This is a genomic window from Desulfurispora sp., assembly GCF_052744395.1.
The window spans coordinates 12,148-39,033 of the sequence record NZ_JBRAJI010000027.1 but is presented as its reverse complement, the minus strand read 5'-3'; the positions used below and the strand labels follow the sequence as shown (position 1 = coordinate 39,033).

Annotated in this window: 23 protein-coding genes, 1 pseudogene and 1 riboswitch; of the genes and pseudogenes, 8 read left to right on the top strand and 16 right to left on the bottom strand. The window is 60.6% G+C overall.

The window, feature by feature from the left end:
* Nucleotides 1-409: 409 nt before the first annotated feature.
* The 5 genes and pseudogenes from ACUVTU_RS08510 (at nucleotide 410) to ACUVTU_RS08490 (ending at nucleotide 3,185) form a co-directional block, all read left to right on the top strand.
* A complete protein-coding gene (locus tag ACUVTU_RS08510; protein WP_445889537.1) occupies nucleotides 410-772 on the top strand; it encodes a nucleotidyltransferase family protein in 363 nt (120 codons plus the stop codon).
* A complete protein-coding gene (locus ACUVTU_RS08505) occupies nucleotides 769-1,272 on the top strand; it encodes a ribonuclease toxin HepT-like protein (RefSeq protein ID WP_445889536.1) in 504 nt (167 codons plus the stop codon). Before ACUVTU_RS08510 ends, ACUVTU_RS08505 begins: the two co-directional genes overlap by 4 nt.
* Before the next feature lie 74 nt (nucleotides 1,273-1,346).
* Nucleotides 1,347-1,544 (top strand): annotated as a pseudogene (locus ACUVTU_RS08500) (Rdx family protein); the annotation flags it as partial.
* A 127-nt stretch (nucleotides 1,545-1,671) separates the two neighbouring features.
* Complete coding sequence (locus tag ACUVTU_RS08495) at nucleotides 1,672-2,247, top strand: hypothetical protein (RefSeq protein WP_445889535.1); 576 nt, start codon at nucleotides 1,672-1,674, stop codon at nucleotides 2,245-2,247.
* On the top strand, nucleotides 2,220-3,185 hold the full coding sequence (locus tag ACUVTU_RS08490; RefSeq protein ID WP_445889534.1) for a TM1812 family CRISPR-associated protein: 966 nt from the start codon (nucleotides 2,220-2,222) through the stop codon (nucleotides 3,183-3,185). Before ACUVTU_RS08495 ends, ACUVTU_RS08490 begins: the two co-directional genes overlap by 28 nt.
* A 4-nt stretch (nucleotides 3,186-3,189) precedes the next feature.
* Here the strand turns inward: ACUVTU_RS08490 and ACUVTU_RS08485 are convergent, their stop codons facing one another.
* The 9 genes from ACUVTU_RS08485 to ACUVTU_RS08445 form a co-directional block, all read right to left on the bottom strand.
* Nucleotides 3,190-3,786 (bottom strand): Uma2 family endonuclease, encoded by a 597-nt coding sequence (locus ACUVTU_RS08485; protein WP_445889533.1) that lies wholly within the window; start codon nucleotides 3,784-3,786, stop codon nucleotides 3,190-3,192.
* Between the two features lie 130 nt (nucleotides 3,787-3,916).
* A complete protein-coding gene (locus tag ACUVTU_RS08480; RefSeq protein ID WP_445889532.1) occupies nucleotides 3,917-4,903 on the bottom strand; it encodes a lipoate--protein ligase in 987 nt (328 codons plus the stop codon).
* Between the two features lie 129 nt (nucleotides 4,904-5,032).
* Complete coding sequence (lpdA, locus tag ACUVTU_RS08475; RefSeq protein ID WP_445889531.1) at nucleotides 5,033-6,409, bottom strand: dihydrolipoyl dehydrogenase; 1,377 nt, start codon at nucleotides 6,407-6,409, stop codon at nucleotides 5,033-5,035.
* Nucleotides 6,406-7,866, bottom strand: a complete 1,461-nt coding sequence (gene gcvPB, locus ACUVTU_RS08470; protein ID WP_445889530.1) for an aminomethyl-transferring glycine dehydrogenase subunit GcvPB — start codon at nucleotides 7,864-7,866, stop codon at nucleotides 6,406-6,408. Before gcvPB ends, lpdA begins: the two co-directional genes overlap by 4 nt.
* A complete protein-coding gene (gene gcvPA / locus ACUVTU_RS08465) occupies nucleotides 7,863-9,179 on the bottom strand; it encodes an aminomethyl-transferring glycine dehydrogenase subunit GcvPA (protein WP_445889529.1) in 1,317 nt (438 codons plus the stop codon). Before gcvPA ends, gcvPB begins: the two co-directional genes overlap by 4 nt.
* 18 nt (nucleotides 9,180-9,197) lie before the next feature.
* Nucleotides 9,198-9,581 (bottom strand): glycine cleavage system protein GcvH, encoded by a 384-nt coding sequence (gene gcvH, locus ACUVTU_RS08460; protein WP_445889528.1) that lies wholly within the window; start codon nucleotides 9,579-9,581, stop codon nucleotides 9,198-9,200.
* A 431-nt stretch (nucleotides 9,582-10,012) separates the two neighbouring features.
* Nucleotides 10,013-11,119 (bottom strand): glycine cleavage system aminomethyltransferase GcvT, encoded by a 1,107-nt coding sequence (gene gcvT / locus ACUVTU_RS08455; RefSeq protein WP_445889527.1) that lies wholly within the window; start codon nucleotides 11,117-11,119, stop codon nucleotides 10,013-10,015.
* 395 nt (nucleotides 11,120-11,514) lie between these two features.
* Nucleotides 11,515-11,621, bottom strand: a riboswitch (glycine riboswitch).
* A gap of 192 nt (nucleotides 11,622-11,813) precedes the next feature.
* Complete coding sequence (locus ACUVTU_RS08450; RefSeq protein ID WP_445889526.1) at nucleotides 11,814-13,499, bottom strand: glutamine--tRNA ligase/YqeY domain fusion protein; 1,686 nt, start codon at nucleotides 13,497-13,499, stop codon at nucleotides 11,814-11,816.
* 141 nt (nucleotides 13,500-13,640) lie between these two features.
* Nucleotides 13,641-15,068, bottom strand: coding sequence for an MFS transporter (locus tag ACUVTU_RS08445; protein WP_445889525.1), 1,428 nt, complete (start codon nucleotides 15,066-15,068; stop codon nucleotides 13,641-13,643).
* 287 nt (nucleotides 15,069-15,355) lie between these two features.
* On the opposite strand from ACUVTU_RS08445, the gene ACUVTU_RS08440 reads away from it, so the two are divergent.
* The 3 genes from ACUVTU_RS08440 to ACUVTU_RS08430 all read left to right on the top strand — a co-directional run bounded on the left by ACUVTU_RS08440 (nucleotide 15,356) and on the right by ACUVTU_RS08430 (nucleotide 19,718).
* Nucleotides 15,356-15,865 carry an NADH-quinone oxidoreductase subunit NuoE family protein gene (locus ACUVTU_RS08440; RefSeq protein ID WP_445889524.1) on the top strand — a complete coding sequence of 170 codons (510 nt, stop codon included), beginning with the start codon at nucleotides 15,356-15,358 and terminating at the stop codon, nucleotides 15,863-15,865.
* Between the two features lie 25 nt (nucleotides 15,866-15,890).
* A complete protein-coding gene (locus ACUVTU_RS08435) occupies nucleotides 15,891-17,789 on the top strand; it encodes an NADH-ubiquinone oxidoreductase-F iron-sulfur binding region domain-containing protein (protein WP_445889523.1) in 1,899 nt (632 codons plus the stop codon).
* Between the two features lie 93 nt (nucleotides 17,790-17,882).
* A complete protein-coding gene (locus tag ACUVTU_RS08430) occupies nucleotides 17,883-19,718 on the top strand; it encodes an NADH-dependent [FeFe] hydrogenase, group A6 (protein WP_445889522.1) in 1,836 nt (611 codons plus the stop codon).
* Nucleotides 19,719-19,723: 5 nt separating this feature from the next.
* On the opposite strand, the gene ACUVTU_RS08425 is transcribed toward ACUVTU_RS08430, so the two are convergent.
* The 7 genes from ACUVTU_RS08425 to ACUVTU_RS08395 all read right to left on the bottom strand — a co-directional run bounded on the left by ACUVTU_RS08425 (nucleotide 19,724) and on the right by ACUVTU_RS08395 (nucleotide 26,883).
* Nucleotides 19,724-20,302: a Uma2 family endonuclease gene (locus ACUVTU_RS08425; protein ID WP_445889539.1), complete on the bottom strand. Its 579-nt coding sequence runs from the start codon at nucleotides 20,300-20,302 to the stop codon at nucleotides 19,724-19,726.
* A gap of 136 nt (nucleotides 20,303-20,438) precedes the next feature.
* Nucleotides 20,439-20,906: a DsrE/DsrF/DrsH-like family protein gene (locus ACUVTU_RS08420; RefSeq protein ID WP_018086218.1), complete on the bottom strand. Its 468-nt coding sequence runs from the start codon at nucleotides 20,904-20,906 to the stop codon at nucleotides 20,439-20,441.
* Nucleotides 20,907-20,927: 21 nt separating this feature from the next.
* Nucleotides 20,928-21,881 carry a (Fe-S)-binding protein gene (locus ACUVTU_RS08415; RefSeq protein ID WP_445889521.1) on the bottom strand — a complete coding sequence of 318 codons (954 nt, stop codon included), beginning with the start codon at nucleotides 21,879-21,881 and terminating at the stop codon, nucleotides 20,928-20,930.
* A gap of 36 nt (nucleotides 21,882-21,917) precedes the next feature.
* Nucleotides 21,918-22,229: a 4Fe-4S dicluster domain-containing protein gene (locus ACUVTU_RS08410; protein WP_445889520.1), complete on the bottom strand. Its 312-nt coding sequence runs from the start codon at nucleotides 22,227-22,229 to the stop codon at nucleotides 21,918-21,920.
* Nucleotides 22,230-22,463, bottom strand: coding sequence for a MarR family transcriptional regulator (locus ACUVTU_RS08405; RefSeq protein ID WP_445889519.1), 234 nt, complete (start codon nucleotides 22,461-22,463; stop codon nucleotides 22,230-22,232).
* Nucleotides 22,460-24,184 carry a CoB--CoM heterodisulfide reductase iron-sulfur subunit A family protein gene (locus tag ACUVTU_RS08400; RefSeq protein WP_445889518.1) on the bottom strand — a complete coding sequence of 575 codons (1,725 nt, stop codon included), beginning with the start codon at nucleotides 24,182-24,184 and terminating at the stop codon, nucleotides 22,460-22,462. The genes ACUVTU_RS08405 and ACUVTU_RS08400 overlap by 4 nt, the downstream gene beginning before the upstream one ends.
* Complete coding sequence (locus tag ACUVTU_RS08395; RefSeq protein WP_445889517.1) at nucleotides 24,181-26,883, bottom strand: FAD-dependent oxidoreductase; 2,703 nt, start codon at nucleotides 26,881-26,883, stop codon at nucleotides 24,181-24,183. The genes ACUVTU_RS08400 and ACUVTU_RS08395 overlap by 4 nt, the downstream gene beginning before the upstream one ends.
* Nucleotides 26,884-26,886 lie beyond the last annotated feature (3 nt).

Below are 26,886 nucleotides of genomic sequence, written 5' to 3'. Positions count from 1 at the left end.
TGATTATATTTTGCTCTAACTTTTGGCAATTTGTAAACAAATTGCCGGACTGTCGCCCGGCCGCCCATTCACCACCCGCCTAAAGAGGCGGGTGTCCTCTGGGCGGGTTTTGATAGAACACGCCCTTCGGTAACTGGTTCATTGCGCCAGCCCCTTCACCCAGCCGATGCCAAAGGTTTACAAAATGTCATAACAAATCAAACAGGGAAAAACAACCTTCCCATGCATACGCTAAACCTGCCCCGCCAGGGAACCGGACGCCAGCGGCTGCCTACCGGCTGGATTTTCCGGGCGAAAAAACCCTGCTGATCATTTGGAGGATTAATTTTCCGTGACCCAATGTAGAATCTCCTGCAAACGGTCGGCGGCTGTGTTAAAATAATAGGCGATAGGGGAGAGGAAGCCTTCCATGTCCGACCAGGAGCAAGCCATGCGCCGTTACTGGCAAGAGCGGGCCGCCCGGGATAGCCGCCAGGAACAGGAGCGGCGCCGGGATGCGCTGCACAAAGCTCGCCGGGCGGCCGCGCACATCAAAAGCCGCTATCCGGGCACCACGGTTTATCTGTACGGGTCACTGGCCTGGAGCCAGCATTTTACCCCCCATTCCGATATCGACCTGCTGGTGACCGGTCTGCCGGCCGGCGCCAACTACTGGCAACTGCTGGTAGAACTAGAACCCATCACCCTGCCCTGGCCGGTGAGCCTAGTGGATGCTGCCGATGCCCTGCCCCGGCTGCGGGACAAAGTGCTGCGCGAGGGGGTGATCCTGTGACGCCCAAACAGTTCACCTTTGTCGCCGCCCGCCTGGCGGAAGAAATGAGCCAAATTGAACATCTGCTGACAGAGCTGGCCAGCCGCCAACTGATCAATGCCCCGGGGAACAAACTGCGCCAGTTGATCAAGGGGGATACTTTCACCCTGCGGGCAACTGGCAGCGTGCTGCACGACTTTTACGTAGCGGTAGAGAATATTTTTAAAATCATTGCCCGGGAGCTGGATGAAAAAATGCCCGCCGGCGAACACTGGCACCGGGAACTGATTTTGCAGATGACACTGGATTTGCCAGGCATGCGCCCCCCTGTAATCAGCAAACACACTGCCCGGAAACTGGACGAATTCCGTGCCTTTCGCCATGTTTTCCGCAACGTCTACGGATTTAACCTGTCGGAGGAAAAAATCAGTGCTCTGCTGGAAAAACTGCCCGCTGTGAGCGCGGGGCTCACCCGGGAGGTACAATTGTTCATCCAGAAAATGCAGCAGATCATCCAATAACAGAAAGGAGACTCGACATGGTGGAAAAAATGCCCATTACCATTGAATTTTGCTCGACCTGAGGGTACCGGAGCAAAGCAGCCAGGCTGGCTGAGAAAATTGTGCAGCAATACGGGGATAAAGTGGCCAAGCCGCGGCTCGTCTCTTCCTGGGGCGGCGTCTTTGAGGTAAAGGCAGGAGACCAGCTGCTCTTTTCCAAAAAGGCCCTGGGGCGCTTTCCGGAGGAGGGCGAAGTGGAGGCGGAACTGGCCAAACTCCTCTCCCGGGAGTAACTGTATATTTCGGCAGCCGGACAGGCTGCTGTTTTTATTTTCCCAATTTTGTGGGACACAGGAGGATTTTGACATCAGGGCCCGAATTCTCCAAAAAAACGCTAACACAGTTGTCGGTGGTAAAACGGTGCTCACTAAAGGGCCCGGGAATTATGTGCAAGCGACCGGGAAAATACCTTACACCATCTGGAGGCTGGTTAATGTGCAATTTACAAATGTTATATACCAGATTGGGCGCCTGGATAAATATATTAAAAACGTCACCTTTAAAATTAAAGACTATAAAAAAGAAAGTGAACTCTCTTCCCTGGCTTTTAAAAAATACCTGGTTGAGCAAAAAAAAGAGACCTCTGCTGTAATTTTACTTTACCCGGTCAGTCTTCCATTAAATGAATCACTAAAGGATAAAGATCATTTGGCCAAATTTGACAAAAACCCTGTATTTAAAAATGCGATTATTCAAGCAATCGAACAACCCCACTCTTACCTGAAAAACCCGGCCCGGTTTTTTAACATTATGCCCTATTACGCTGATCTGGACGATTGCTTAATATTGCACTCTCTGGGCACATATATGAAAAAAATACAGTGTCTTTTCAGACCGCTTTTGATGATGTGGTGCTGGAAATATTTCTGGATATTCTGGTTCGTTACTTGCAGCAGGGTTTTCGCCGGTTGTACCTGGACATTTCCAGTGGTCTGAACATTTATGTGCCCGCCTTGCTGGAAGCGGGACGAATTTTTGGGACCTGGAGCCAGTTACGTTACTGGCAAAACAAGGCTGATGCTCCCGAAGTGCATTTGCTTTATACCGATCCCATCCTGGCCAACGTCGAAGTTCCCTTCTACAATATTTACGAGCAAAAGGTTGAATATAAGACATTTTTCTTTTCCCCCATCACTTCCCGAGATAGTCAACACCCTTTTTGTCGGACACTGCTGAATGATATATACGATCACACTGCCGATAACCAGTCTTGCCTGGAAAAAAGGGAACGACTGGCCTGTCAGCTGGAGCAATTTGTGTATTTTTTCTCGGCCCTGAAAAACAACATACCATTAATTTTATATCATCTAGAAGGTCACTCTCTGGAACAAATCACAACCTGTCTGAAGGACCTAATTGACGACACCCGTCAAATGCTACAAGATAACTACCAGAAATCACCCAAACTTAGCCGGACGAGTTACACCAAAGCCATACTCTCCCTAGGCTTTTATCAGGGCATAGTAGAAGTGTTGCAGGCACAGGGCATCACCAAAGCCAAAGAGATAAAGGTCCCTCTATTATCAGTTAAAAATGATTTCGAACGTGTATACAATAAATTCATGCTATCTCTGAACTACACCTTACTAACCAACGAAATTGGTAAAATAAAAAAGAAAATTGAAAGCAAAAAAGACCAGCTGGAAACGGGTAAATGGTATTCCGTGTCCATTTTAGAACAAGGCACTTCATACCTAAACGCAAAAAATCCGCGCAATTTTTTAGCCCACTCTGGACTGGAAAAAAATATCACACAGTTCACGATCGAGCAAGATAATATTTACCTGCGCTATGCCGACCAGTACCAGGACCGACAGGGCAATGAACGGGAAACCATTCCCCTGATTAAGGAATGGCTAAAAAGAGAAGTTTAACCAATCACTCGCCCAGTTGCAGGCTGTCCGGCAGAGCAAACACTGCAGTCAGAGCCAGAGCCAGTCCGGGCAAAAGCGGTGAGTGCAGAGTGTCTTCCGGGCCGCAGGCTCCAGCCAGCAGCCAGCCCTGCTCCGCCGCGCTGAGGATTTCCACGGTTTGAGCCAGCGGATCCGCCAGCCAGTATTCTTTTACACCATACTGGTGATAGATTTTACTTTTCTGGACCCGGTCGCGCAACTGAGAGGAAGGGGAAAGCACTTCGACCACCAGATCGGGAGCGCCCCGCAAACATGACGCCGTAATAATCCGGTACCGGGAACGGGAAATAAAGCTGAGATCGGGCTGCAAAACCAGATGCTCATCCAGCACCATATCCAAAGGGGCGGGCAGCACAATGCCCAGATTGTTTTGTTCTACATAGTGAGCCAGCGCTGCGGCCAGTTTGGCCAGCACATGCTGGTGCACAATGCCCGGTGCCGGCGTCAAAAGCAGCACCCCCTCAATTAATTCATACCGCTTACCGTCATCCAGAGCCAAATAATCGGTATAGGTGTAACCGCCTGATTGGCCCGTACCTGGTGCAGCACCCGGTGTGAACACAACTGCTCCCCCCTTAGCTTCAAAATGGGACTCCGCCCCTGCCTGTGTAAAAAAATCTTACCACGCCGGTGCCGGAAAAACAACGGCCCCGCAGTTGGCGCGGGGCCGTAAGCATTTAGGACCCATACAGCTATCCGGTAAACAGCACATCCAGCAGTTCCCCCCGGCCCAGCTCGGGCAGAAAGGTGCGCAACCAGGTCTCGTCCAGCGCCGCTTCCAGGGCGGGCCGGTCAAAGGGCCGGCCGGCCAACCATTCCTCCAGGGGAGCAATGTCCTGCCGGGCAAAGAAATCGCCAAAAAGGCGGGCCTGTTTGATTACACCGTCCTCCACCTGCAGGCGCAGATCCAGCTGCCCCCAGGGGAAGCGGCGGGTTTTGCGCACATTGTAAACCGGGGACTGGCCGTACACCCAGGCCGGACTGGCATATTTTTCCCGGGCCAGTTTTTCCACTGCCGCCTGCTCGACCGGCTCCAGCTGGTAGATGGCCAGCCCGCCGTACTCCTTTTCCACCTGCGCCCGCAGGCCCTCCCGAAACTGCTCCAGGGTCAGGCCGGGCGGCAGGTAGGGCTTGATGTTGGTCACCCGGCTGCGCACCGAATCCACGCCCTTGCTGCTGATCTTTTCCGGGTCCACCTGCAGGGACTGCACCAGATCGTCCAGGTTGACATCAAACATGATGGTGCCGTGGTGCAGCAGGCGGCCGCGGTGGTGGCAGGCGGCATTGCCCGAAATCTTTTTGCCCTGGATGACCACATCGTTACGCCCGGCCAGCCCGGCTGGCACGCCCAGGCTCTGGAGATACTGCACCAGAGGACGGGCGAAGCGGGCAAAGGCGAATTCGGCTTCCGCGCTGTTGACAATAAAGGTGAAATTGAGATTGCCCATGTCGTGGTAGACCGCCCCGCCACCGGTCAAACGGCGCACCACCTGCACACCCCGCTGCTGCACGAACTGGCGGTTGATCTGCTCGGCGGTGTTCTGATTGCGCCCCACCACAATGGCGCAGCGGTCCTGCCAGAGCAGGAAGAACTCCTGCTCCTTCCCGGTGAGCAGGTATTCTTCCAGGGCCAGGTTGTAGGCGGCGTCCAGAGAGGGGTTTTCCACATAATACAGCATTTGCTCCCACCCCGCTTTTTTCCACTGCTAATCCCGCGTTCCCGCTAACCACCCGCACAGGCCATCCCGGCAGTGGCTCGCTCCGCGCGGTTTTGGCAGACCGCTCCATATTCGGATAAATCACCAACATCAACGCCCCGGCAGGGTGTGGATGGCCCGGCCGCCGGCGGCCAGCACGGCCTCCCGCAGGGCCTCGCCCAGCACCGGGTGGGGAAAGATGGTGCCGGCCACATCGTCGATGCGGGCGCCCTGGCGCACCAGCAGGCTGGCCGCCGGGATGATCTCGGCCGCCTGGGGCCCCATGATATGCACACCCAGCACAGTACCATCCTCGCCGGCCACCACTTTGACCAGGCCCTCGGTCTCGCCCATAGCGCTGGCCATGCCGCTGGCGGCAAAACTAAAGCGGCCGATGCGGCAGTTGATCCCCCGGGCGGCGGCCGCCTCCTGGGTGAGGCCCACGGTAGCCACTTCGGGGAAGGTGAACAGGCAGGCGGGCACGGCATGATAGGCCACCCGGGCGGTGTGACCGGCCATGTTTTCCACGGCGGCCACGCCCTCCTCGGCGGCCACATGGGCCAGCATATAGCCGCCCTTTACATCGCCCACGGCATACACCCCGGGCAGGCTGGTCTGGTAATTTTCATCCACCTGCACAAAGCCCTTCTCGTCCAGGGTTAGGCCGGAGGCCGCCACGCCTTGCGTGCAGGGCCGGCGGCCAGCGGAAAGCAGCACCACTTCCCCGGCCGCACTCTGTTCCTTACCGGCCGCCATATAGTCCACCTGCAAAAGCCCTTCCTGCTGCCGGATGCCAGTGACGGCAGCTCCGGTAACCAGGGTGATGCCCTGTTTTTTCAGCGCCAGCACCAGGCGGCGGACAATCTCCCGGTCCAGAGAGGGCAGGATTTCGGGCAGCAGTTCCAGCACGGTGACCCGGCTGCCCAGGGCGTTCATGATGCCGGCCAGCTCCAGGCCCACCACGCCGCCGCCAATCACCACCAGACTGGCCGGCACTTTTTCCAGATCCAGCATTTCATCACTGGTGAGCACGCCGGGCAGATCGGCCCCCGGCAGGGGCGGCCGGCTGACCTGCGAACCGGTGGCCACAAGCACCCGGCTGGCAGTCAGTTCCTCTCCTTCCACCCGCACCCGACCGGGACCGAGCAATTGCGCCTCCCCGGTGCGCACCTCCACTTTGTAGCCCCGCAACAGGCCGGCAATGCCGCCGGCCAGGCCGGCCACGATCTTATCCTTGCGCGCCCGGGCCCCGACCAGGTCAAACTGCCACTGCACCTGAAAACTGTACTTTTCCGCCTCCCGCAGCTGGCGGGCCAGGGCAGCCTGATGATAGTAAGTCTTGGTGGGAATGCAGCCGCGGTTAAGGCAGGTGCCGCCCAGGGCGTCTTTTTCCACCAGGCCCACGCTCATACCCAGCTGGCGGGCCCGGATGGCCGCGGTGTAGCCGCCCGGCCCGCCGCCGATGATCAATAAATCATACGCGCTCATTGTTCCGCCTCCCCGGGCTGCCAGCGCAGCACGGGCTGGCGGGCCGCCGCGGTTTCGTCCAGCCGGCGTACCGGGGTGCGCCGGGGAGCGTCTTTCAAAAGCTGCGGGTTTTCCGCCGCCTCCTGGACAATGGCCTGTATGGTGCGGATGAAATCATCCAGGCGCTGCTTGCTCTCGGTTTCGGTGGGCTCCACCATCAGGGCCTCTTCCACAATCAGCGGGAAGTATACGGTGGGCGGATGGTAGCCGTAATCCAGCAGGCGCTTGGCCACGTCCAGTGTGCTCACGCCGTACTTTTTCTTCAGTTCCTTGCCCGTGGCCACAAATTCGTGCTTGCACAGCCGGTCGTAGGGCACGGGCAGGATGCGGCCGATGTGGTGGCGCAGGTAGTTGGCGCTCAGCACCGCGTTCTGGCAGGCCTCTTTCACCCCGGCAGCACCCAAACTCAGCAGGTAGGTAAAGGCCTTGACCAGCACGGCGAAGTTGCCGTGCCAGGCCAGCACCCGGCCGATGGAGGCGGGACGGTCGTAATCCAGATAGTAGCGGCCCTCTTTTTGTTCCACCAGGGGCACAGGCAAAAACTGGCTTAGAAAATCCTTCACGCCCACCGGCCCGGCACCCGGACCGCCCCCGCCGTGGGGCGCAGCAAAGGTCTTGTGCAGGTTGAGGTGCACAATGTCAAAGCCCATATCGCCCGGCCGGGCCACGCCCATAATGCCGTTTAAGTTGGCCCCGTCGTAGTACAAAAGGCCGCCGGCCTTGTGCACAATTTCGGCTATCCGGGCAATATCTTCTTCAAACAGGCCCAGGGTGTTGGGATTGGTGAGCATTAGACCGGCCACCTGATCATTAATGGCCTTTTGCAATTGCTCCAGATCCACCAGGCCCCGCTCATTGGACTTGATTTCCACCACCTTGAAGCCCGCCATGCTGGCCGTGGCCGGGTTGGTGCCGTGGGCCGAGTCAGGCACCAGGATGATGTTGCGCCTGGTATCCCCCCGGGCGGCATGGTAGGCCTTGATGATCAGAGCGCCCACCAGCTCGCCGTGGGCGCCGGCCGCCGGCTGCAGGGTGAAGCGGTGCAGGCCCGTGATTTCGCAGAGCAGGCGCTCCAGGCGGTACATCAGCTCCAGGCAGCCCTGCACCTGATCCGCCGGCTGGGCCGGGTGCGCCGCGGCAAAACCGGACAGGCGGGCCGCCCACTCGCCAATGCGCGGGTTGTATTTCATGGTGCAGGAGCCCAGGGGGTAAAAGCCGTCGTCCACACCATAGGCCTTCTTGCTGAGGGCGGTGAAATGGCGCACCACTTCCACCTCGGCCACATCGGGCAGGGGCGGCGGCTCATCGCGCAGCAGGGCCGCCGGTATGCCGGACGGCAAATCGGCCGGCAGGTCGCTTAAATCCAGAACAAAGGAATTGCTGCCGGGCACACTCTTTTCAAAGATCAACTGGCTCATGCCTTATCCCCTCCCAGCACATCCACCAGGCGGTCGATTTCCGCCCGGGTTCTTTTTTCAGTGAAAGCCAGCAGCAGTGCGCCGGGCAGTTCGTAACCGCCAATCATGCCCTGCTGGAACAGGTGCCGGTTGGCGGCGGCCGGGTCGGCTATTTTGATGGCAAACTCGTGAAAAAAGGGCTGGTTATAGAGCAGCTGAAAGCCCTTTTCCTCCAGCCGCTGCCGGGCGTACAGGGCCAGGCGGTGGCAGCGCTGAGCAATGCTGTGCAGGCCGCGGGGGCCCACCGCCGCCAGGTACATGGTGGCGGCCAGGGCGCAGAGGGCCTGGTTGGAGCAGATGTTGGAACTGGCCCGGGCCCGGCGGATGTGCTGTTCGCGGGCCTGCAGGGTGAGCACAAAGGCCCGCCGGCCCTCCCGGTCCACAGTCTGACCGGAAAGGCGGCCGGGGATGCGCCGCACAAATTCCTGGCGCACGGCCATGAAACCCAGGTAGGGGCCGCCGAAGCTCAAAGGGGCCCCCAGGGGCTGACCTTCGCCCACCACCACATCGGCCCCCAGCTGGCCGGGCGGCTTTAGCAGCCCCAGGGCCACCGGGTTGGCCACCACAATGAGCAAACCGCCAGCACCGTGCACCGCGCCAGCCAGATCGGCCAGGGCGGTTTCCACACAGCCGAAAAAGTTGGGATACTGCACCACCAGACAGGCAGTGTCCTTATCCAGCAGGCTTTCTACGTCGGACACGTCCAGCACGCCGGCGGGAGCGGGCACATCCACCAATTGATAACGGTCACCCGCCGCATAGGTCTCTACCACCTGCCGGCAGGCCGGATGCAGTGTACCGGCCAGCAGCACCTTGCGCCGCCGGGTAATGTCCACGGCCAGGCTGACCGCCTCGGCCAGGGCACTGGCCCCGTCATAGAGCGAAGCGTTGGCCACATCCAGGCCAGTGAGCTGGCAGACCATGGTCTGGTATTCAAAAATGGCCTGCAAAATGCCCTGGCTCAGTTCGGCCTGGTAGGGCGTGTAGGCGGTGAAAAACTCACTGCGCAAAAGCAGCTGCTCCACCAGAGGCGGAATGTAGTGATCGTAGGCGCCGGCGCCCAGAAAACAGGGCCGGGTGCCGGCGGGTGTGTTCTTGTCGGCCAGGGCGGCCAGTTCGCGCTGCAACTGCAGCGGATCGCGCCGCTCCTCCAGCTGCAGTTCTCCCTGGATTTTCAGCTGCTCCGGAATATCGGCAAAAAGTTCGTCCAGGCTGCTCAGGCCCAGTTCGGCCAGCATTTGCTGCTGCACCCGGGGCGGGTTGGGGACATACATGGCCTTTACCCCCTTCGCTTATTCCTGTTCCCGGCAAAAGGCTTCGTACCCGGCGGCATCCATAAGTTCGTTCAGTTCGGCGGGGTTTTCCAGCCGCAGGCAGGCAATCCAGGCCCCGTAGGGGTCGCTGTTTAATAGCTGGGGCTGGCCTTCCAGCTCGCTGTTCACCTGCTCCACCGTGCCGCTCACCGGCGTGTGCATGTCGGCCACGGCTTTAACCGATTCGATAACGCCGATGACCTCGTTGGCGGCAAAGCTACTGCCCACGGCCGGCAGTTCCACGTAGACCACGTCGCCCAGGTGGTGCTGGGCGTGGTCGGTGATGCCGATGTAGGCCAGATCGCCTTCCACCCGCACCCATTCGTGTTCGCGGGAGTAGTACAGTCCTTCTTTTACTTGCATGGGGGATTCCTCCTTGCTTTTGTAATGGTATGTATTGCTGCCACGCTGATACGGGCGATTGATAGCGACTGCGCATCCCGTGCTCGCCCGAACGGCGCACCGGGCAGCAGCAGCGGCTCGGCCGCGGGCGGCAATCGCTACCGGTGAGGATGTGCAACGCTCGCCCGAACGGCGCACTGTAGCGAGGTTGTAACATTTTCCTGGCGCGCATGTGCAAAAGCGAGCCCGTGGCGTAGCACCGGCGAACGACACTCAGCGCAGCGACGGTTACGAGACCGGAGGGCCGGACATGGATGTCCGGCCCAGCCCCAGTTGAGCCAGGATGGCGAATCTGGGGCGGTCCGGTCGAGTCCGTCGCCAGCCGTAGTGCCGTCCGGTGCGGAGCGATCGGGCGAGCGTTGCACATGCGCACCCGGAGACAGCAACAAATACTACTTCCCCCGCCGGTTAAAGGGCGGCAGGAAAATGCCCCGCTCCAGGCGGGCCTTGATGCCACGGCCGCGCACCACAATTTCCAGCGTCTCGCCCGGCCGGTCGCACTCGCTCTCCACCAGGGCCAGAGCGATGAATTTGTCCAGGGTGGGCGCATAGCCCCCGCTGGTAACGCGGCCCACTTCGAGCCCCTGGCAGCGCACCGGGTAACCGGCGCGGGGGATGCCCTTTTCCAGCGTGACCAGTTCTACCAGCCGCCGCGCCGGTCCGGCCGCTTTTTCGGCCTGCAGGGCGGCCCGGCCGATAAAGTCGCCCTTGTCCAGCTTGACAAAGTATCCCAGCCCGGCCTCAAGGGGCGTAATATCCGGTCCCAGTTCGTGGCCGTACAGGGGCAGTTTGACCTCCAGGCGCAGGGTGTCCCGTGCCCCCAGGCCGGCCGGCACCACAGCCTCGCCCCCGGCGGCCAGCAGCGCTTCCCACAGGGCAGCAGCCTTTTCCGGCGCCACATAGAGCTCAAAGCCGGGCTCACCGGTGTAACCGGTGCGCGAGAGCAAACAGGGGATGCCCGCTACCATTGCCTGCGGGTAAAACCAGTAGTATTTCAAAGCGGCCAGGTCTTTGTCCGTCAGGGGCTGCAGGATTTTTTCCGCCCGCGGACCCTGCAGGGCCAGCTGGGCGTACTGGTTCGACATATCCCGGATTTGCACCCCGGGACGGGCGTGTTGCTCCAGCCAGGCCAAATCCTTGGCCGTGTTGGCCGCGTTGACCACCAGCAAATACTCCTCCGGCCCCAGCTTGTAAATTAGTATGTCGTCCACCACACCGCCGTCTTCATAACACAAAAGCGAATAGCAGATCTGCCCCCGGGCCAGGCGGGCCACATCGTTGGTGGTCATGTACTGCAAAAACTCCCCGGCCTGCGGCCCGCTGACCATGATCTCGCCCATATGGGAAACGTCGAACAGGCCGGCCTTCTCCCGCACCATTCTGTGCTCGTGAATAATGCCGCTGTACTCCACCGGCAAAAGCCAGCCGGCAAAGTCCACCATTTTGCCGCCGTGCTTGAGGTGCATGTCGTAAAGGGGGGTTTTTCTGGCTTCCGGCATCATTATTACTCCCTTCCAAAACGCTACTAACCTTTATTGCGCTACTGGTATCCATACGCGTGCGGCTGGCAATAAAATCGCAGTTTTCCATCTGGTGTTAGTTTATCCCTTTCTCTCCCCTTAACTCCTCCGGCCAACCCCCATATCCCACCTCCACCCGCACTTTCTGCATCGTCCGCCTTCCTGCCGCCACCTGGCCGGCTGTGCTGTCTGAATGCCGCAAAAAATAAAACAGAGCAAAGGCAATCCACTGTTGCCTTTGCTCTGTTGATCTACCTGAGAGATTCACCCTTTTGCCACTGTGCCTCGCCCGGCAACACCCTGCTCCCACGGATCTGGCACGCTGCAAAAGCGTTTGCTCCTTCGGCGCCGCCCGGAGCGGCTTTCCAGAGCTGTGTCGGCAGGCGATCCTTTTACCTGAAAGTTTCTCCGCCGCCCCGGCCGGGCGCGGATTACATCTTCGGTCCGGGCGCCAGGCACCCGCTTCTCTCGCCTGCTTCATTCACCTGCTTTATTCAGTTGAGCGCAGGGTTTATCCCTGCCGGTGTTGCCCTCATGTTAGCACAGAAGATTGTTACCCGTCAATATATTTCTAAATATTTTGCAATTACCATAATGCACCGGCTACCTGCACCAATGGAGGTACGCTTGCCCGGCCCGGCCGCCAGCGCTTTGTCCCGAACGACAGCAAAAATTATTTGCCCCCCTGCTGTATTTTGGCCCAGGAGTCTTTTAAGGAAACGCTGCGGTTGAACACCGGGCAGCCCGGGCGGCTGTCCGGATCTACACAGAAAAAGCCGTGGCGCAGGAACTGGTAGTGGCTGCCCGGCGCGGCCTGCTGCGCCGCGGGCTCCAACAGGCAGTTTTCCAGCACCTCCAGCGAACGGGGATTTAATGCGGCGGTGAAGTCGCCCTCGGCCACCTCTTCCGGGTTTTCCTGCGTGAACAGGTGATCATACAGGCGCACTTCGGCGGGCACCGCGTGGACGGCGGACACCCAGTGCAGCGTGCCCTTCACCTTGCGGGCATCGGCCTGGGGCGTGCCGCTTTTGGTTTCCGGGTCGTAAGTGCAGCGCAGCTCGATAATTTCCCCCGTGGCCTGGTCCTTGATCACCTGATCGCATTTGATGATGTAGGCGTGTTTTAAGCGCACTTCCCGGCCGGGGGCCAGGCGGAAGAACTTTTTGGGCGGATCTTCCATAAAGTCGTCCCGCTCAATGTAAATGATTCGGGAAAAGGGCAACTGCCGCGTGCCCAGGGCCGGGTTTTCCTGGTTGTACTCGGCCTCCAGGTATTCCACCCGGCCTTCCGGATAGTTTTCAATCACCACTTTCAGCGGCCGCAGCACGGCCATCAGCCGGGGAGCCTTTAAGTTCAAGTCCTCGCGCAGGCAGTGCTCCAAAAGGGCAATGTCCACCATGCTGTTGGCTTTGGCCACGCCAATCAAATCGCAGAACTTGCGGATGGACGCGGGCGTGTAGCCGCGCCGGCGCAGTCCGGCAATGGTGGGCAGGCGCGGGTCGTCCCAGCCCCGCACATGGCCCTCCTCCACCAGCCGGCGCAGTTTGCGCTTGCTCATCACCGTGCGGGTAAGGCCCAGGCGGGCAAACTCGTACTGGTAGGGACGGGGCTTTATACCCAGGGTGTCCAGCAGCCAGTCGTACAGCGGGCGGTGATCCTCGAACTCCAGCGTACAGATAGAATGGGTAATGCCCTCAAGGGCGTCGGACAGGGGGTGGGCAAAGTCGTACATGGGATAGATGCACCACCTGTCCCCCGTGCGGTGGTGGGCGGTGTGCTGGATGCGGTAGAGCACCGGGTCGCGCAGGTTTAAATTGGGCGAGGCCATGTCAATTTTGGCCCGCAGCACCCGCGCCCCGTCGGGAAACTCGCCCGCCCGCATGCGGGCAAAGAGATCCAGGTTTTCCTCCACACTGCGGCCTCTGTAGGGGCTTTCCCGGCCCGGTTCGGTGAGGGTACCCCGGTACTGGCGGATTTGCTCCGGGCTCAAGTCACAGACGTAGGCCTTGCCCATTTTAATCAGCTGTACAGCGTAATCGTACAGTTGTTCGAAATAATCCGAGGCATAAAACAGGCGATCGCCCCAGTCAAAGCCCAGCCACTGCACATCGCGCTGGATGGACTGCACATACTCGATGTCTTCCTTGCTGGGGTTGGTGTCATCAAAGCGCAGGTTACACAGCCCGCCGTACTGCAGGGCCAGTCCAAAGTTTAAGCAGATGGACTTGGCATGGCCAATGTGCAGGTAGCCGTTGGGTTCGGGAGGAAAACGGGTGTGCACCCGGCCGCCGTGCTTGCCGGTTTTCAGGTCCTCCTCAATGATGGCTTGAATGAAGTTGGTGGTTCTTTCGCTGCTCATGATGGTCTCCTTATCCAGACAGAGGTTTTCTGGTCTTATATGATCATTTGGTAATTAATGATAACATTTATTATACCACAGGGGCGATTAAATTAACATTAAACATAATCAGCAGCACTCTCATGAATATGTTAAGCCCCCTTAAACCCGCCCCGTCTGTTCTCCACCCGGTCCCCGGGCCAGGGAGGCCAGCACGCCCAGGACGCAGGTGCAGGCGAAGATAGCGAAGGCCAGGCGCAGGCTATGCAGCAAAGGCCCGGCCAGAGCGGCAGAAAGGCGGGCGTGGCCGATAAAGATGTCGATGAGCAAAGTGGCCACGGCCATGCTCACCGCCTGACCGGTAAGGCGCATGGTGCCCAGCATGGAGGAGGCGATACCGTAAAAGCGCCGGTCCACCGCCCCCATCACGGCGTTGCTGTTGGGGGAAGAAAACAGGGCAAAACCCGTGCCCAGCAGCACCAGGTTGGCCATCACCAGCGGCGTAGCAGTGGCCGGGGTGAGAAAGGCAAAAAGCAAAAGGCCAGCCGCCGTCAGGCCCATACCCAGGGAGGCCAGGAGACGCGGTGCCACCCGGTCGGACAGCCGTCCGGCACAGGGCGACAGCAGGGCCATCATCACGGGCTGGCAGAGCAGAATGAAGCCCGCCGTGCGCGAATCAAACCCCCGGATCACCTGCAGGTACAGCGAGAGCAGGAAAGATACCGCAAAGGTGGCGCTGTAGTTGATCAGCGCCGCCAGGTTGGAAAAGGCAAAAACGCGGTTTTTCAAAAGCAGCTGCATGTGCAGCACAGGATGGGCGGTTTTCACCTCCTGGCGGACAAAAAGCACCAGCAGCACCGCCCCGACCAGCAGGCTGTAACGGGCCTGGGGCGCTGTTTTCAGGGCGGAAAAACCGTACATGAACAAAAGCATACCCACCACATAAAGGGCCGCCCCGGCCCAGTCGTAGGGTTCATTCTCCGCCCCCCGCCATTCCTGCCGCACCTTGCCGAAAGCTATAGCCGCCGCCACCAGGGCCAGCAGGGCGGTAAAATAAAACACCGACCGCCAGCCCAGCTGGTAGCTCAAAAAGCCGCCCAGCACCGGCCCCAGAGACAGTCCCACATAAACCGTGGAAACCGTCAGGCCCAGCACCCGGCCCCGCTGCTGGGGCGGGTAGACCGAGGTGAGCATGGCCATGCCCGTGCCGAACATCATGGCGCTGGCCGCCCCCTGCAAAGCGCGGCCCAAAAGCAGCATTCCGATGGTGTGACTGAGGGCGCAGAGCAGGGAGGTGAGACCAAAAAGGGTCAGGCCGGAGGCAAAAACCTTCCGGCGCCCCACCAGGTCGGCCGCCCGGCCAAAAGGGACCAGAAAGGCGGCCGAGGCCAGCAAAAAGGCCGTAGCCACCCAGCCCAGCTGTACAGCGCTGGCCCCCAGTTCCCGCCCGATGGCCGGAATGGCCAGGTTGACCGCGCTGCCGTTGAAGGGCGTGAGAAACGACCCCAGCACCACGGCCAGCAGGGTGTATTTTTGTAGCTGGCGAGTGTCCCGGTCGCCGGGAAAGGAAATTTCAGCCTGTGGCTTCATGCTTCTCTACCTTCCTTCCGCTGTGGTCCGGCCGGCGCCGCACGGCGTACCGGCACCGGGCAGGCAGGAAATTATTACTTCTTAAACAAAATTAATTTTTCATCGATTGGCTTTTTCCTCCCGGAAAAATAATTCCTCTTTTCGTATCAGCCTCCGGATCACCCCAAAACCTTTCCCACCCGATGCATAACATCCCTCTCTTTACCAGAAAATAATCCTGTCCAAAAAATCTTGTTAGTCCGGCCCGGCAGGGGCGCGGGCGGCAAAAGAGAGGTGTACCCACCTGTATGGGAAGCGCAGTGGAACAGGCTGCGGCCGAAAACTGGCGCCGCCTGGATGAAATCATTGATCAATACCAGCACCAGCCGGGCATGCTCATCCGGGTACTGCAAAAGGCCCAGGATGTCTTCGGCTACCTGCCGCCCGAAGTGCAGACCCATATCGCGGACCGGCTTAAGCTGCCGGTTTCCACCGTGAACGGCGTGGTAACCTTTTATGCGCTTTTCTCCCAGGAGGCCACCGGCCAATACACCATCTCGGTCTGTCTGGGCACGGCCTGCTATGTCAAAGGGGCTATGGAAATACTGCGGGCCATCGAGGAAGAACTGCACATCAAGGCCGGTGAAACCACCCTGGACCGCCTGTTCACGATCAAACCCACCCGCTGCATCGGGGCCTGCGGCCTGGCCCCGGTGATCACTATTAATGACGAAGTATACGGCCGCCTCACCCCGGCCGACATCCCTTCCATTCTGTACAAATACCAGAAAGCCGGCCGTAAAATGATGCCCCAGTAGTTTAGCCCCCGGGAGGTGGCCCAAGTTGTCCTTAACACCGCTCAAGTCGCTGGACGACCTGCGCAAACTGCAAGAAGAAACCTATCAGGGCATCAAACTGCGCCTTTCCGGCACACCACTGGAGGAAAGCATACCCCTGTACCACATCCTGGTGTGCAGCGGCACGGGCTGCACCTCCTCCCGCAGCCAGCAGGTGCGCGCCCGGCTGGAGGAGGAAATGCGCAAGCGCCGCCTGGGCGAGCGGGTCAAGGTGTTCAAGACCGGCTGTTTCGGCTTTTGCAAGCTGGGCCCCATCCTGCTGGTGCACCCCGACCGCACTTTCTACATCCATGTGCAGCCCGAGGATGTGGATGAAATCCTGGACGAGCACATCGGCCAGGGCCGGGTGGTGGAAAGGCTGCTCTACCACTCGCCCCGCACCGGCCAGCTCCAGCGCACCATGGACGAGATCGACTTCTTCCGCAAACAGCTGCGCATCGCCCTGCGCAACTGCGGGGTGATTAACCCGGAGGACATCACCGAATACATCGCCCTGGACGGCTACCGGGCTCTGGGAGAGATCCTCACCCGGCGCACCCCGCCGCAGGAAATAATCGCCGAAGTGAAGAAGTCCGGCCTGCGCGGCCGGGGCGGCGCCGGCTTTCCCACCGGGCTGAAATGGGAGTACGCGGCCGGTTTCCCCGGGAAAGACAAATATGTGCTGTGCAATGCCGACGAGGGCGACCCGGGCGCCTTCATGGACCGGTCCATCCTGGAAGGCGACCCGCACAGCGTGCTGGAAGCCATGATCATTGCCGGCTACTGCATCGGCGCCCGCCAGGGCTATGTCTATGTGCGGGCCGAATACCCCATTGCCGTGCAGCGACTGGAAATCGCCATCGACCAGGCCCGGCAGCTGGGCCTTTTGGGTGAAAACATCCTGGGCAGCGGTTTTTCCTTTCACCTGGACATCCGCCTGGGAGCCGGCGCCTTTGTCTGCGGCGAGGAAACCGCCCTGATCCAGTCGGTGATGGGTATGCGGGGCGAACCCCGCCCCCGCCCCCCCTTCCCGGCTGAAGTGGGGCTGTGGGAAAAGCCCACTTTAAACAACAACGTAGAGACCTTTGCCAACATTCCGGTCATTCTGCGCCGGGGCGGCGGCTGGTATGCCGGCATCGGCACGCCCGACAGCAAGGGCACCAAGGTTTTCGCCCTGGCCGGCCAGATTGTCAACACCGGCCTGATTGAAGTGCCCATGGGCATCACCCTGCGCGAGATCATCTACGACATTGGCGGCGGCATTCCGGAAGGGCGGGCCTTCAAGGCCGTGCAGACAGGCGGTCCTTCCGGAGGCAGCATCCCGGCCGCCCACCTGGACACCCGTATTGACTTTAAGTCGCTGGCCGAAATCGGTTCCATGATGGGTTCGGGCGGCCTGATTGTCATGGACGAGACCGACTGCATGGTGGACATCGCCCGCTTTTACCTGGAGTTCACCCAGGACGAATCCTGCGGCAAATGCGTGCCCTGCCGGGTGGGCACCAAACGCCTGCTGGAAATTTTGGAGCGCATTACTGCCGGCAAAGGTGAGATGGAGGACTTGCAGCTGCTGGAGGACCTCTGCCACGACATCAAGGACGCCTCGCTGTGCGGCCTGGGCCAGACTGCCCCCAACCCGGTGCTTTCTACCCTGGAATACTTCCGCCATGAATATATCGCCCACATCCAGGAAAAGCGCTGCCCGGCCGGAGTGTGCCACGGCCTCTTGCGGGTGGTCATTTCCGACGAAAAATGCATCGCCTGCGGCATCTGCGCCCGCATCTGCCCGGTGAACGCCATCAGCGGCGAGCGCAAAAAGCCGCCCTATCACATCCACCAGGACATCTGCATCAAGTGCGGGGCCTGCATCACCAAGTGCCCGGTAGGTGCCATTTACAAGCGGTAGCCCGACAGGGGGAAGAACCCGTACATCATTCGGAAATCGCCCGGCCCAGCGAGTCGGGGAAACTTGCTCAGCCGGACGGCAGGAGGACAGAACATGGAAAACTTGCGCGAAAAGGAAGAAATCAAGGCGGCTGGAGAGATGGTCACCATCAACATCGACGGCCGGGACTACCGGGTGCCGCGCGGCCTTTCCGTGCTGGAAGCCGCCCGCACGGTGAACATTGAGATCCCCAGCCTGTGCTATTTGAAGGACATTAACGAAATTGGCGCCTGCCGGGTTTGTGTGGTGGAAATTGAAGGCGCCCGCACCCTGCAGGCCTCCTGTGTCTACCCGGTACGGGAAGGGCTAGTGGTGCGCACCAACACCGAGCGGGTGCGCCGGGCCAGAAAAACCGCGGTCACCCTGCTGCTCTCCAACCACCACCGCGAGTGCACCACCTGCATCCGCAATTTAAACTGCGAGCTGCAGAACGTGGCCGACAGCCTGGGCGTGCGCAACATCCCCTTTACCGGCGAGATGAAGGATTACGGCTTTTTTGACCACAATCCGGCCATCCAGCGCGACTACAACAAGTGCATCCACTGCCGGCGCTGCCAGGCCATCTGCAATAAAATCCAGGAGTGCTACGTCTATTCGCCCCTTTACCGGGGGCTGAACACGGTCATCGCTCCCGCCTTCCAGAAGGATCTGGCCGAGGTCAGCTGCATCATGTGCGGCCAGTGCGTGCTGGCCTGCCCCACCGCCTCACTGACCGAAAAGGAGCACATTGCCGAAGTATGGCGGGCCATTGCCGACCCGGACAAATTGGTGGTGGTCCAAACCGCCCCCTCCATCCAGGTGACCATCGGGGAACTGTTCGGCATGCCCATGGGCAGCTTTGTGGCCGGCAAACTGGTGGCGGCGCTGCGCCGTCTGGGCTTTGACCGGGTCTTTGCTACAGACGTCACCGCCGACCTGACCATCATGGAAGAGGGCAGCGAACTGATGGAAAGATTGCTGCACCAACCGGAGAAGCTGCCCCTGCTCTCCTCCTGCTGCCCGGGCTGGGTGAAATACGCTGAACACTTTTACCCGGAGTTTTTGCCCCACCTTTCTTCTACCAAGTCGCCTCACGCCATGTGTGGCGCCCTGATCAAGTCCTGGTATGCCCGGCAGCATAACATCGACCCGCATCGCATGGTCAATGTGGCCATCATGCCCTGCACGGCCAAAAAATACGAGGCCGCCCGCCCCGAGATGGAGTGCGACGGCCTGCGCAATATTGACTATGTCCTGACCACCCGGGAACTGGCCCGCATGATCCGGGAGGTAGGTCTGAACTTTTCCGAACTGCCCGACGAACCCTACGACGAGCCCTTCGACCAGTACAGCGGCGCCGGCATGATCTTCGGCGCTACGGGCGGTGTGCTGGAAGCCGCCGTGCGCACGGCGCACAAACTGATCACGGGCCGGGAGATGTCCGTGCCCGATTTCGAGGAAGCCCGCGGTCAGAGCGGCCTCAAATACGGCACGGTAAAATTGGGCGACCACACCATCACTGTGGCCGTAGCCCACGGCACGGGCAACGCCCGCCGGGCGCTGGAGGCTTTCCAGAGCGGCAAAAGGCGTTTTGACTACATGGAAGTAATGGCCTGCCCGGGCGGCTGTGTGGGCGGCGGCGGCCAGCCCATTTTAAGCGGCCGGGATTTGAAATACCTGTCCCTGGCCTACCGGCACAACCGAGCCGACGCCCTGTACAATATCGACCGGGGCATGGAGATCCGCCGCTCCCACGAAAACCCGCGCATCCAGCAGATTTACCGGGAGTTCCTGGGTCAGCCCCTCTCGGATGTGGCGAAAAAATACCTGCACACCAGCTACGTGCCCCGCGGCCGGCATCCTTTTTTGCAGCCCGAAACCGCCTACAGGGGATTTGTGGAGACCAGCTGAAAAGATCACCCAAATACTTCGGCCAGATTTATTTCCAGGCCCGGCAAAATTTCTGTGGTTAAAACGCTATCCGGCCCGTAATCGCCCCCTCGCTCGTATTGGCCGGCAGAATTTAATTTATAAACCTGAACCGCTTTTTCCTGGGGAAATACCACCCAGTATTCCGGCACGCCACAACGTTCATACAGGTCAAATTTAAGCCCCAGATCCTTGCGCGCCGTAGCCAGAGAGATGATCTCCACCACAATATCCGGGGCGCCCAGGCAACCTTTCTCATCCAGCCTGGTTTCATCACACACCACTACCAGATCGGGCTGCACTACATTGTCAATGTCCGCCTCATTTTGACCCTTTGCAGGCAGACGCACATCAAAGGGAGCCATAAAGACCCGACATCCCGCGGCAGAGCGTAAAAAAGACCAGATCAGTCCAAAAAGATTGCCCAGGATTTCCTGATGCCGGCGGCTCGGGGCGGGGGTCATCAAATAAGGTACACCATTAATCAGCTCCCAGCGCTGGTTATCCGGCCACTGAAGATAGTCGGTATAGCAGTACCGCTCTTTGGCCTGTGGTAAGGAAAGCATCACCTGCATTCACCTGCCCGGAAACCTTTTATTTGTAATAGTTTACCACAGCAATGGCCTGGATAACAGCAGCGGTTCCCACTACCTGTTCCGCTCCAGCACTTTTTGCCAAACTTCTTTTTCCAGCAAGCTGCCCTCAAATAAACAAATTCACATTGGCCTCGTCGGCCTCGGCCAGGTAACTGGCCACGCCGGCGAACTCCAGGCCGTCAATCAGTTCCTGCTCGCGAATGCCCATCACGTCCATGGACATGGTGCAGGCCACCATTTTGATGCCCTGCTCCTGAGCTGTTTTAATCAGCTCGGGCAGCGGCGTAACATTTTGCTGTTTCATGACCAGTTTCATCATGCGGGCGCCCAGGCCGCCGAAATTCATTTTGGAAATGCCCAGGCGGTCGGCACCGCGCGGCATCATCCAGCCAAACATGGCCTGCAAAAAGTTCTTTTTCACAGCCACTTTTTCCGGCCGGCGCAGGGCGTTTAAGCCCCAGAAGGTGAAGAACATGGTCACGTCGTCACCCATGGCCGCGGCGCCGTTGGCAATGATGAAAGCGGCCATGACGCGGTCTAAATCGCCGCTGAAGACGATAATGGTCTTTTTCATCCACGTTCACTCTCCTTGGATTTACAGATAAGCCCTGGTCAGATAGCTGACTATATCATCCACCGCCAGCTCAGCGGCCGCTTTTTGCAGGTTGACCAGGCAGATGGGGCACATGGTCACGGCAGCGGGTGCGACGGCCTTCAGCTCGGCCACCCGCTCCCCGGCCAGCGCATGGGCCCGGGAAGGGAAGAGCGATTCGGCCGGGCCGCCGCAGCAGCGGGTGAACTCACCGCTGTGCACGGGCTCGCGCACCTCCAGGCCAGCCCGGGCCAGCAAAAGGCGTGGTTCCTGCTGCACGTTTTCCGCCCGGGCATACAGGCAGGAGTCGTGCACGGCTACCGCACCGGTCAGTTCCTGCCGGGGCTCCAGGCCCCTTTCGGCCAGCACTTCCAGATAACTGTGCACTTCCAGGTCGTAGCCGGACAGCAGCTGCGGGTATATGCTGCGCAGCATATGGGTGGTGTGGGGATCCACTGTGATCACCCGCCGCACCCCGTAGCGCTGAAAAATCTGCCAGACCCGCCGCGCCTGCTCCTCGGCCACCCGGTCCACGCCCAGGTCATAAACCAGGGCGCCGGAGTACAGGTCATCCTCGTACAGGTAGCCCACACGAATTCCGGCCGCCTGCAGCAGGCGGACGATGCCAGCCAGCACGTTGTTATATTTCTCCCGCAGTTGCTGCGACGGCCGGGCCATAAAGGCGGATATATTGATCACTTTGTTCACCTGGCGTCCCAGGCCGGTGAAGGCGGTAAGGCGGGAATTTTCCAGCTTTTCCTGCGCCCGGCTCATGGCCGCGATATAGGGGATGAGCTGGTACATCAGGCCGGTGTACAGCACGGTTTCCCCACCCCGGGGCAGGCTTAAGCCGCGCGCCCACCGGGTCGCCGCAGCGGCCGACAGGGGCAGGACCGAGCGGCGCAGGTGCAGGTTGTCGGAGAGGATGCCAATGGTGTCGCCGATGGGTAAAGGCATAGGCAAAACCCCTTGCTATGGTTTTTCTTTGGTTTTTTATGCCAAACGGTAAACCTGTTCATTGATATAGCGGCGCAGGGCGCGCACATTTTCGGCGATGCGCACGCCGGCCGGACAGCCTGCCTCGCACATGCGGCACAACAGGCAGCCAAAAATGGCCTCTTTGCTTTCCAGCACCTTGTCTTTCGCCCCCAGCAGCACATAGCGGAAGAGCCGGCGCGGCAGGATCTCTATACCCATGGGGCAGGCTGCGCTGCAGGCCCCGCAGTTCATGCAGGACGAGGCGTTGAATTTGTGCTGCACCTGCTTTATTTCCCGAATAAAATCGCTGTTTACTTGCAGGGCCATTTATGCTCCCTCCCCCGCTGCCCGGTACTTGTAATAGCCCTCTTCGGTCAGTTCGTCTTCCACCAGGCGGCCAAACCGGCGCAGGCCCATCACCCAGAACATCACCTCGGGGGAAGGCCGGCCCAGGGCGGCGGCCAGTTCGGGTACGGTGAGGGCCTGGCGGCTGAGCAGATCCAGGATGTGCTCCTGCCAGTACATTTCTTCCCGAATAATTTCGCGCACGTCTCGCATCATGTCTGATTCTCCTTTAGCAGGGCATCAATCATGGCGGTGAGCTGGGCATCTGTGTAGCCCTCCAGATCCAGAGCGCCCTGCGGGCACAGGGGTACACAGCCGCCGCAGCCCTTGCACAGGGCCTGGTTCACCTGCACCGGGACACCCGGGCCGGATTGTTCCAGTGCCGCGTAAGGGCAGGTGCCAAGACACTCACCGCAGCCGTTGCAGCGCCCGGAGTGCACCGCCACCACCAGGGGTTCCAGCTCCACCCGGCCTTTTTTCAATAGCGCCGCACACTGGGCGGCGGCTGCCAGGGCCGAGGTCACACTTTCAGCCGAATTGCGGGGTCCCTGGCAGCTGCCGCAAATGTACACGCCGTCCACCACGGTTTCCACCGGCCGCAGTTTGGGGTGAATCTCGCTGTAAAAGCCATCCCGGCCCAGGGGCAGCTTGAGCACTTCCCCCGGGGTACGGTCAGCCCGCGGCACCATGCCGGTGACCAGCACCACCAGATCCACCGGCACGCTCACCTCTTCGCCCGCGGTCAGCAAATCGCGGGCGGCCACTATTAGCCGGCCGTCCGGCTGTGCCTGCACCCGGGGCGGCTCCTCTTCCGGAAAGCGGATGAACAGGCTGCCCGCCTGCAGGGCGGCCCCGGCCAGCGCTTCGTAACGCCCGTAGGTGCGCAGGTCGCGGTAGAAGTGGTACTGGCCCACCTGCGGCCACTTTTCGGCCACCCGGGCGGCGGCGTGGGCCGCCGCGCTGCAGCAGTAGCGCGAGCAGTAGGGCACGGGAGCCTCGGTCCCGTTGCCGGCCCCCACACAGTGAATGTAGGCCACACTGTGCACCGGACGGCCATTTACGGTCAATGGATCACTCGTTTGATCCAGCAGCCGGTAAAATTCCTCCAGAGTGATCACACCCGGGCTGCCAAAGCCGTACTCACCGGACGCCGGCCGGTAGCTATCAAAGCCGGTAGCCACGATGATCGCTCCCACCCGCAGGTCCATTTCCCGGCCGTCCGCACCGTCCAGGCGCACTTTGACCTGAAAGTCGCCCATGCTGCCCTGTTTTTCCACCAGTGCGGCCCGGGTGAGCAGGGTGATCCCGGGGCGCTGCGCCACCTGATCCAAAAGGCGCTGTACCAGTTCCCGGCCACCTACCCCGTGCGGGTACATGGGGCCCAAAGCCGCCACATGACCGCCCGGCCGGGCCTCTTTTTCCAACAGGTATACTTCCAGGCCCAGGTCGGCCAGGGCCAGGGCTGCCCGCAGTCCGGCCACCCCGGCCCCCACGATTAGCACGCGGGGCACGGTTTCCACCTGCAGGGGCTGAAGCGGCCGGGTCAGGGCAGTGCGGGCGATGCCGGCCCGCACCAGACGGATGGCCTTGGCGGTGGCCCCGGCTGGATCGTCGGTGTGGGCCCAGGAACACTGCTCGCGGATGTTCACCTGGGTGTACTGGTAGGGATTGAGGCCGGCCCGCCGGGCTACCCCGCGGAAAGTGTGCAGGTGCAGTTTGGGCGAACAGGAGGCCACCACCAGGCCATCCAGCTGCTGTTCACGGATGTCCTGGATCATCTCCTGCTGGGTAGCATCCGAACAGGTGAACTGGGCAGTCTTGGCCACGACCACCCCCGGCTGATCCTGCACCGCCCGCAGCACGGCCGGCACATCCACATAGTCGGAAATGTTGCCCCCGCAGTGGCAGATATAAACGCCGATGCGCTTTTCGCTCATTTTCTCACCTTGATCCTTTCCACATAGGCCGCGGCCTGTACCGCCGCCGCCCCGGCGTGCAGGATGGAATCGGGAATATCTTTGATGCCCGAGGCGGCCCCGGCCACAAAAACACCTGCCGCACCGGCACAGGCCGGGCTGAAATCTTCATCCATTTCCCGCACAAAGCCGTGTTCATCCAGGGGCAGCTCCAGGTTCCCGAACAGCTCTTTTACCCGCGGATCGGGCAGCAGGCCCACTGCCAGCACCACCAGATCGTGCTCGGCGGTTTGCCGCACCCCGCCCCCATCTATATCCTCATAATGCAGCAGCAGATTGCCGTTTTCTGTTTCCTCAATGCGGGCCACCCGGCCTTTGACGAAATTGGCGCCCATAGCGCGGGCCTGGCGATAAAACTCCTCGTAACCCTTGCCAAAAGCCCGGATGTCCATGTAATAGACCGTCACATCGGCCAGGGGCAGGGCGCCCATAATCAGCTGGTTCTGCTTCACCGAATACATACAGCAGACTCGCGAGCAGAGCTGATTGCCCACTGTGGCATCGCGCGAACCCGTACACAGCACATAGGCAATATTTTCCGGGACTTTGCCGTCCGAGGGTCGCAGCACTGCGTTATACGGGCGGGTAGGCGCCAGCAGGCGATCCATCTGCATGCCCGTGATCACATTGGCAAAACGCCCGTAGCCGTACTGTTTCTTCTGTTCGGCCGGGAAAAGCTTAAAGCCGGTAGCCAGGATGACTGCCCCCACCGTGTATTGCTGTCTGGTTTCCTGCATCTTCAGGTCGATGGCCCCGGCCGGGCAGGTGGCCGCGCACTGGCCGCATTCCGAGCATACCCCGCAGTCCAGACAGCGGGCGGCGTTTTGCCTGGCCTCCGGCTCGCTGAAAAGCGGTTCGGGCAGCAGCAGGCCGTCCGGACCGGTACGCTGCTCCTCGTGTGCCACAGACAGCGCGGTGTACTGCTGCTGGCGGCCCAGCACCCTTTCTACATCCACGGCGGGCAGCTGCCCGGGCAGAGCGGCGGCCTGTAGATCCAGGCCCTGCAGGTAACAGTCGATATAATGGGCCGCCCGCCGGCCCTGGCCGGCCGCCTGCACAATCATGGAGGGGCCGCTGACCACATCACCGCCGGCAAAGATGCCGGGTACGCTCGTCTGCAGCGTCTCGGGGTCCACCTGCAAAGTGCCGTCCCGGTTTACAGGCAGGCGGGCGGCCAGAGCGGCTGTGTCGGGCACAAGGCCCACGGCCACCAGTACCAGATCCACCGCTACAGTGAATTCCGAACCGGGCAGGGGCTCGGGGCGGGGCCGCCCGCCCTCCGGATTGGGCACCAGGCGCATGCGCACACTTTCCACCTGCCCCACCCGACCGTCCCGCCCGGTAAAGCGCTGCGGCAGGGCCAGATACTGGAACTCAATCCCTTCTTTTTCCGCGGCAGCAATTTCCCAGGCGTGGGCCGGCATTTCCTCCCGGCTGCGCCGGTACTGTACCAGCACCCGGGCCGCCCCCAGGCGCCGGGCCACCCGGGCAGCATCAATGGCCACATTGCCACCGCCCACCACCAGCACGGTGCGGCCCGGCACATCGGGCGCTCTGCCTTCCCGCACCGCCCGCAAAAAGTCCAGCGCTCCCTGCACGCCCGCCAGGTCTTCGCCTTCCAGGCCCAGACGGCGCTGGCCATGGGTGCCTGTGGCCACAAAGACGGCATCGTAGCCGCTCTCTTTGAGTGCCACCGGGTCGTCCACCCGCACCCCGGTGCGGATTTCCACCCCCAGGGCGGTGACATTGGCGATATCCCGCTCCAGGACGGCCCGGGGCAGGCGGAATTCGGGCAGAGCCAGGCGGAGCATCCCGCCGGGCTGCCCGGCCGCTTCAAAGATGGTCACGCTGTGCCCCCGGCGGGCCAGAAAATAAGCCGCCGACAACCCGGCCGGGCCGGAGCCCACCACGGCCACTTTTTTGCCGCTGGGCTCGACCGCTGTCCCGTCATCCGGTCTGGCGTGCCGGGCGTAATAATTTTCCGCCACAAAGCGCTTGAGGCGGCGCACGGGCACCGCACCTTCCAGCCGGGCCCGGCTGCACTGGGACTCACAGGGAGCGTAACAGGCCCGGCCCAGGCTGCCGGCCAGAGGCGTGCTCTGCAGGATCAGCTCCATGGCGGCATCGTATTTACCGCTGCGCACCAGGGCCACGTAGCCGTGCGCCCGGATGCCCGTGGGGCAGGTGTGCGCACAGGGCGAAGTGCCCTCCCGCTCAATGACCGCCTTTTTGGGTACAGCCTGGGGAAAGGGGATGTACACCGCCCGCCGGGCCACCAGGTGGAAGTTGAATTGGTCGGGCACGGCCACATTGCAGACCGTTTCGCACTGCCGGCAGCCCGTGCATTTGGCCGGATCGACAAAGGTGGGCTTGCGCCGCACCCGGACGGAAAAAGTGCCATCCGGATTTTTATTTATTTCCTCAACTTCAGAATAGGTGAGCACATCAATATGGGGATGGTGCACGGTGGCAGCCATTTTGGGTGTGGAGATGCAGCTGGAGCAGTCCAGAGTAGGAAAAACCTTGCTCAGCAGAATCATCTTGCCCCCCACACTGGCTTCCTTTTCCACCAGCAGTACCCGGTAACCCATGTCGCCCAGTTTGATGGCCGACTCCATCCCCCCGATACCGCTGCCCACAACCAGCATATCGTAGTCCATGTT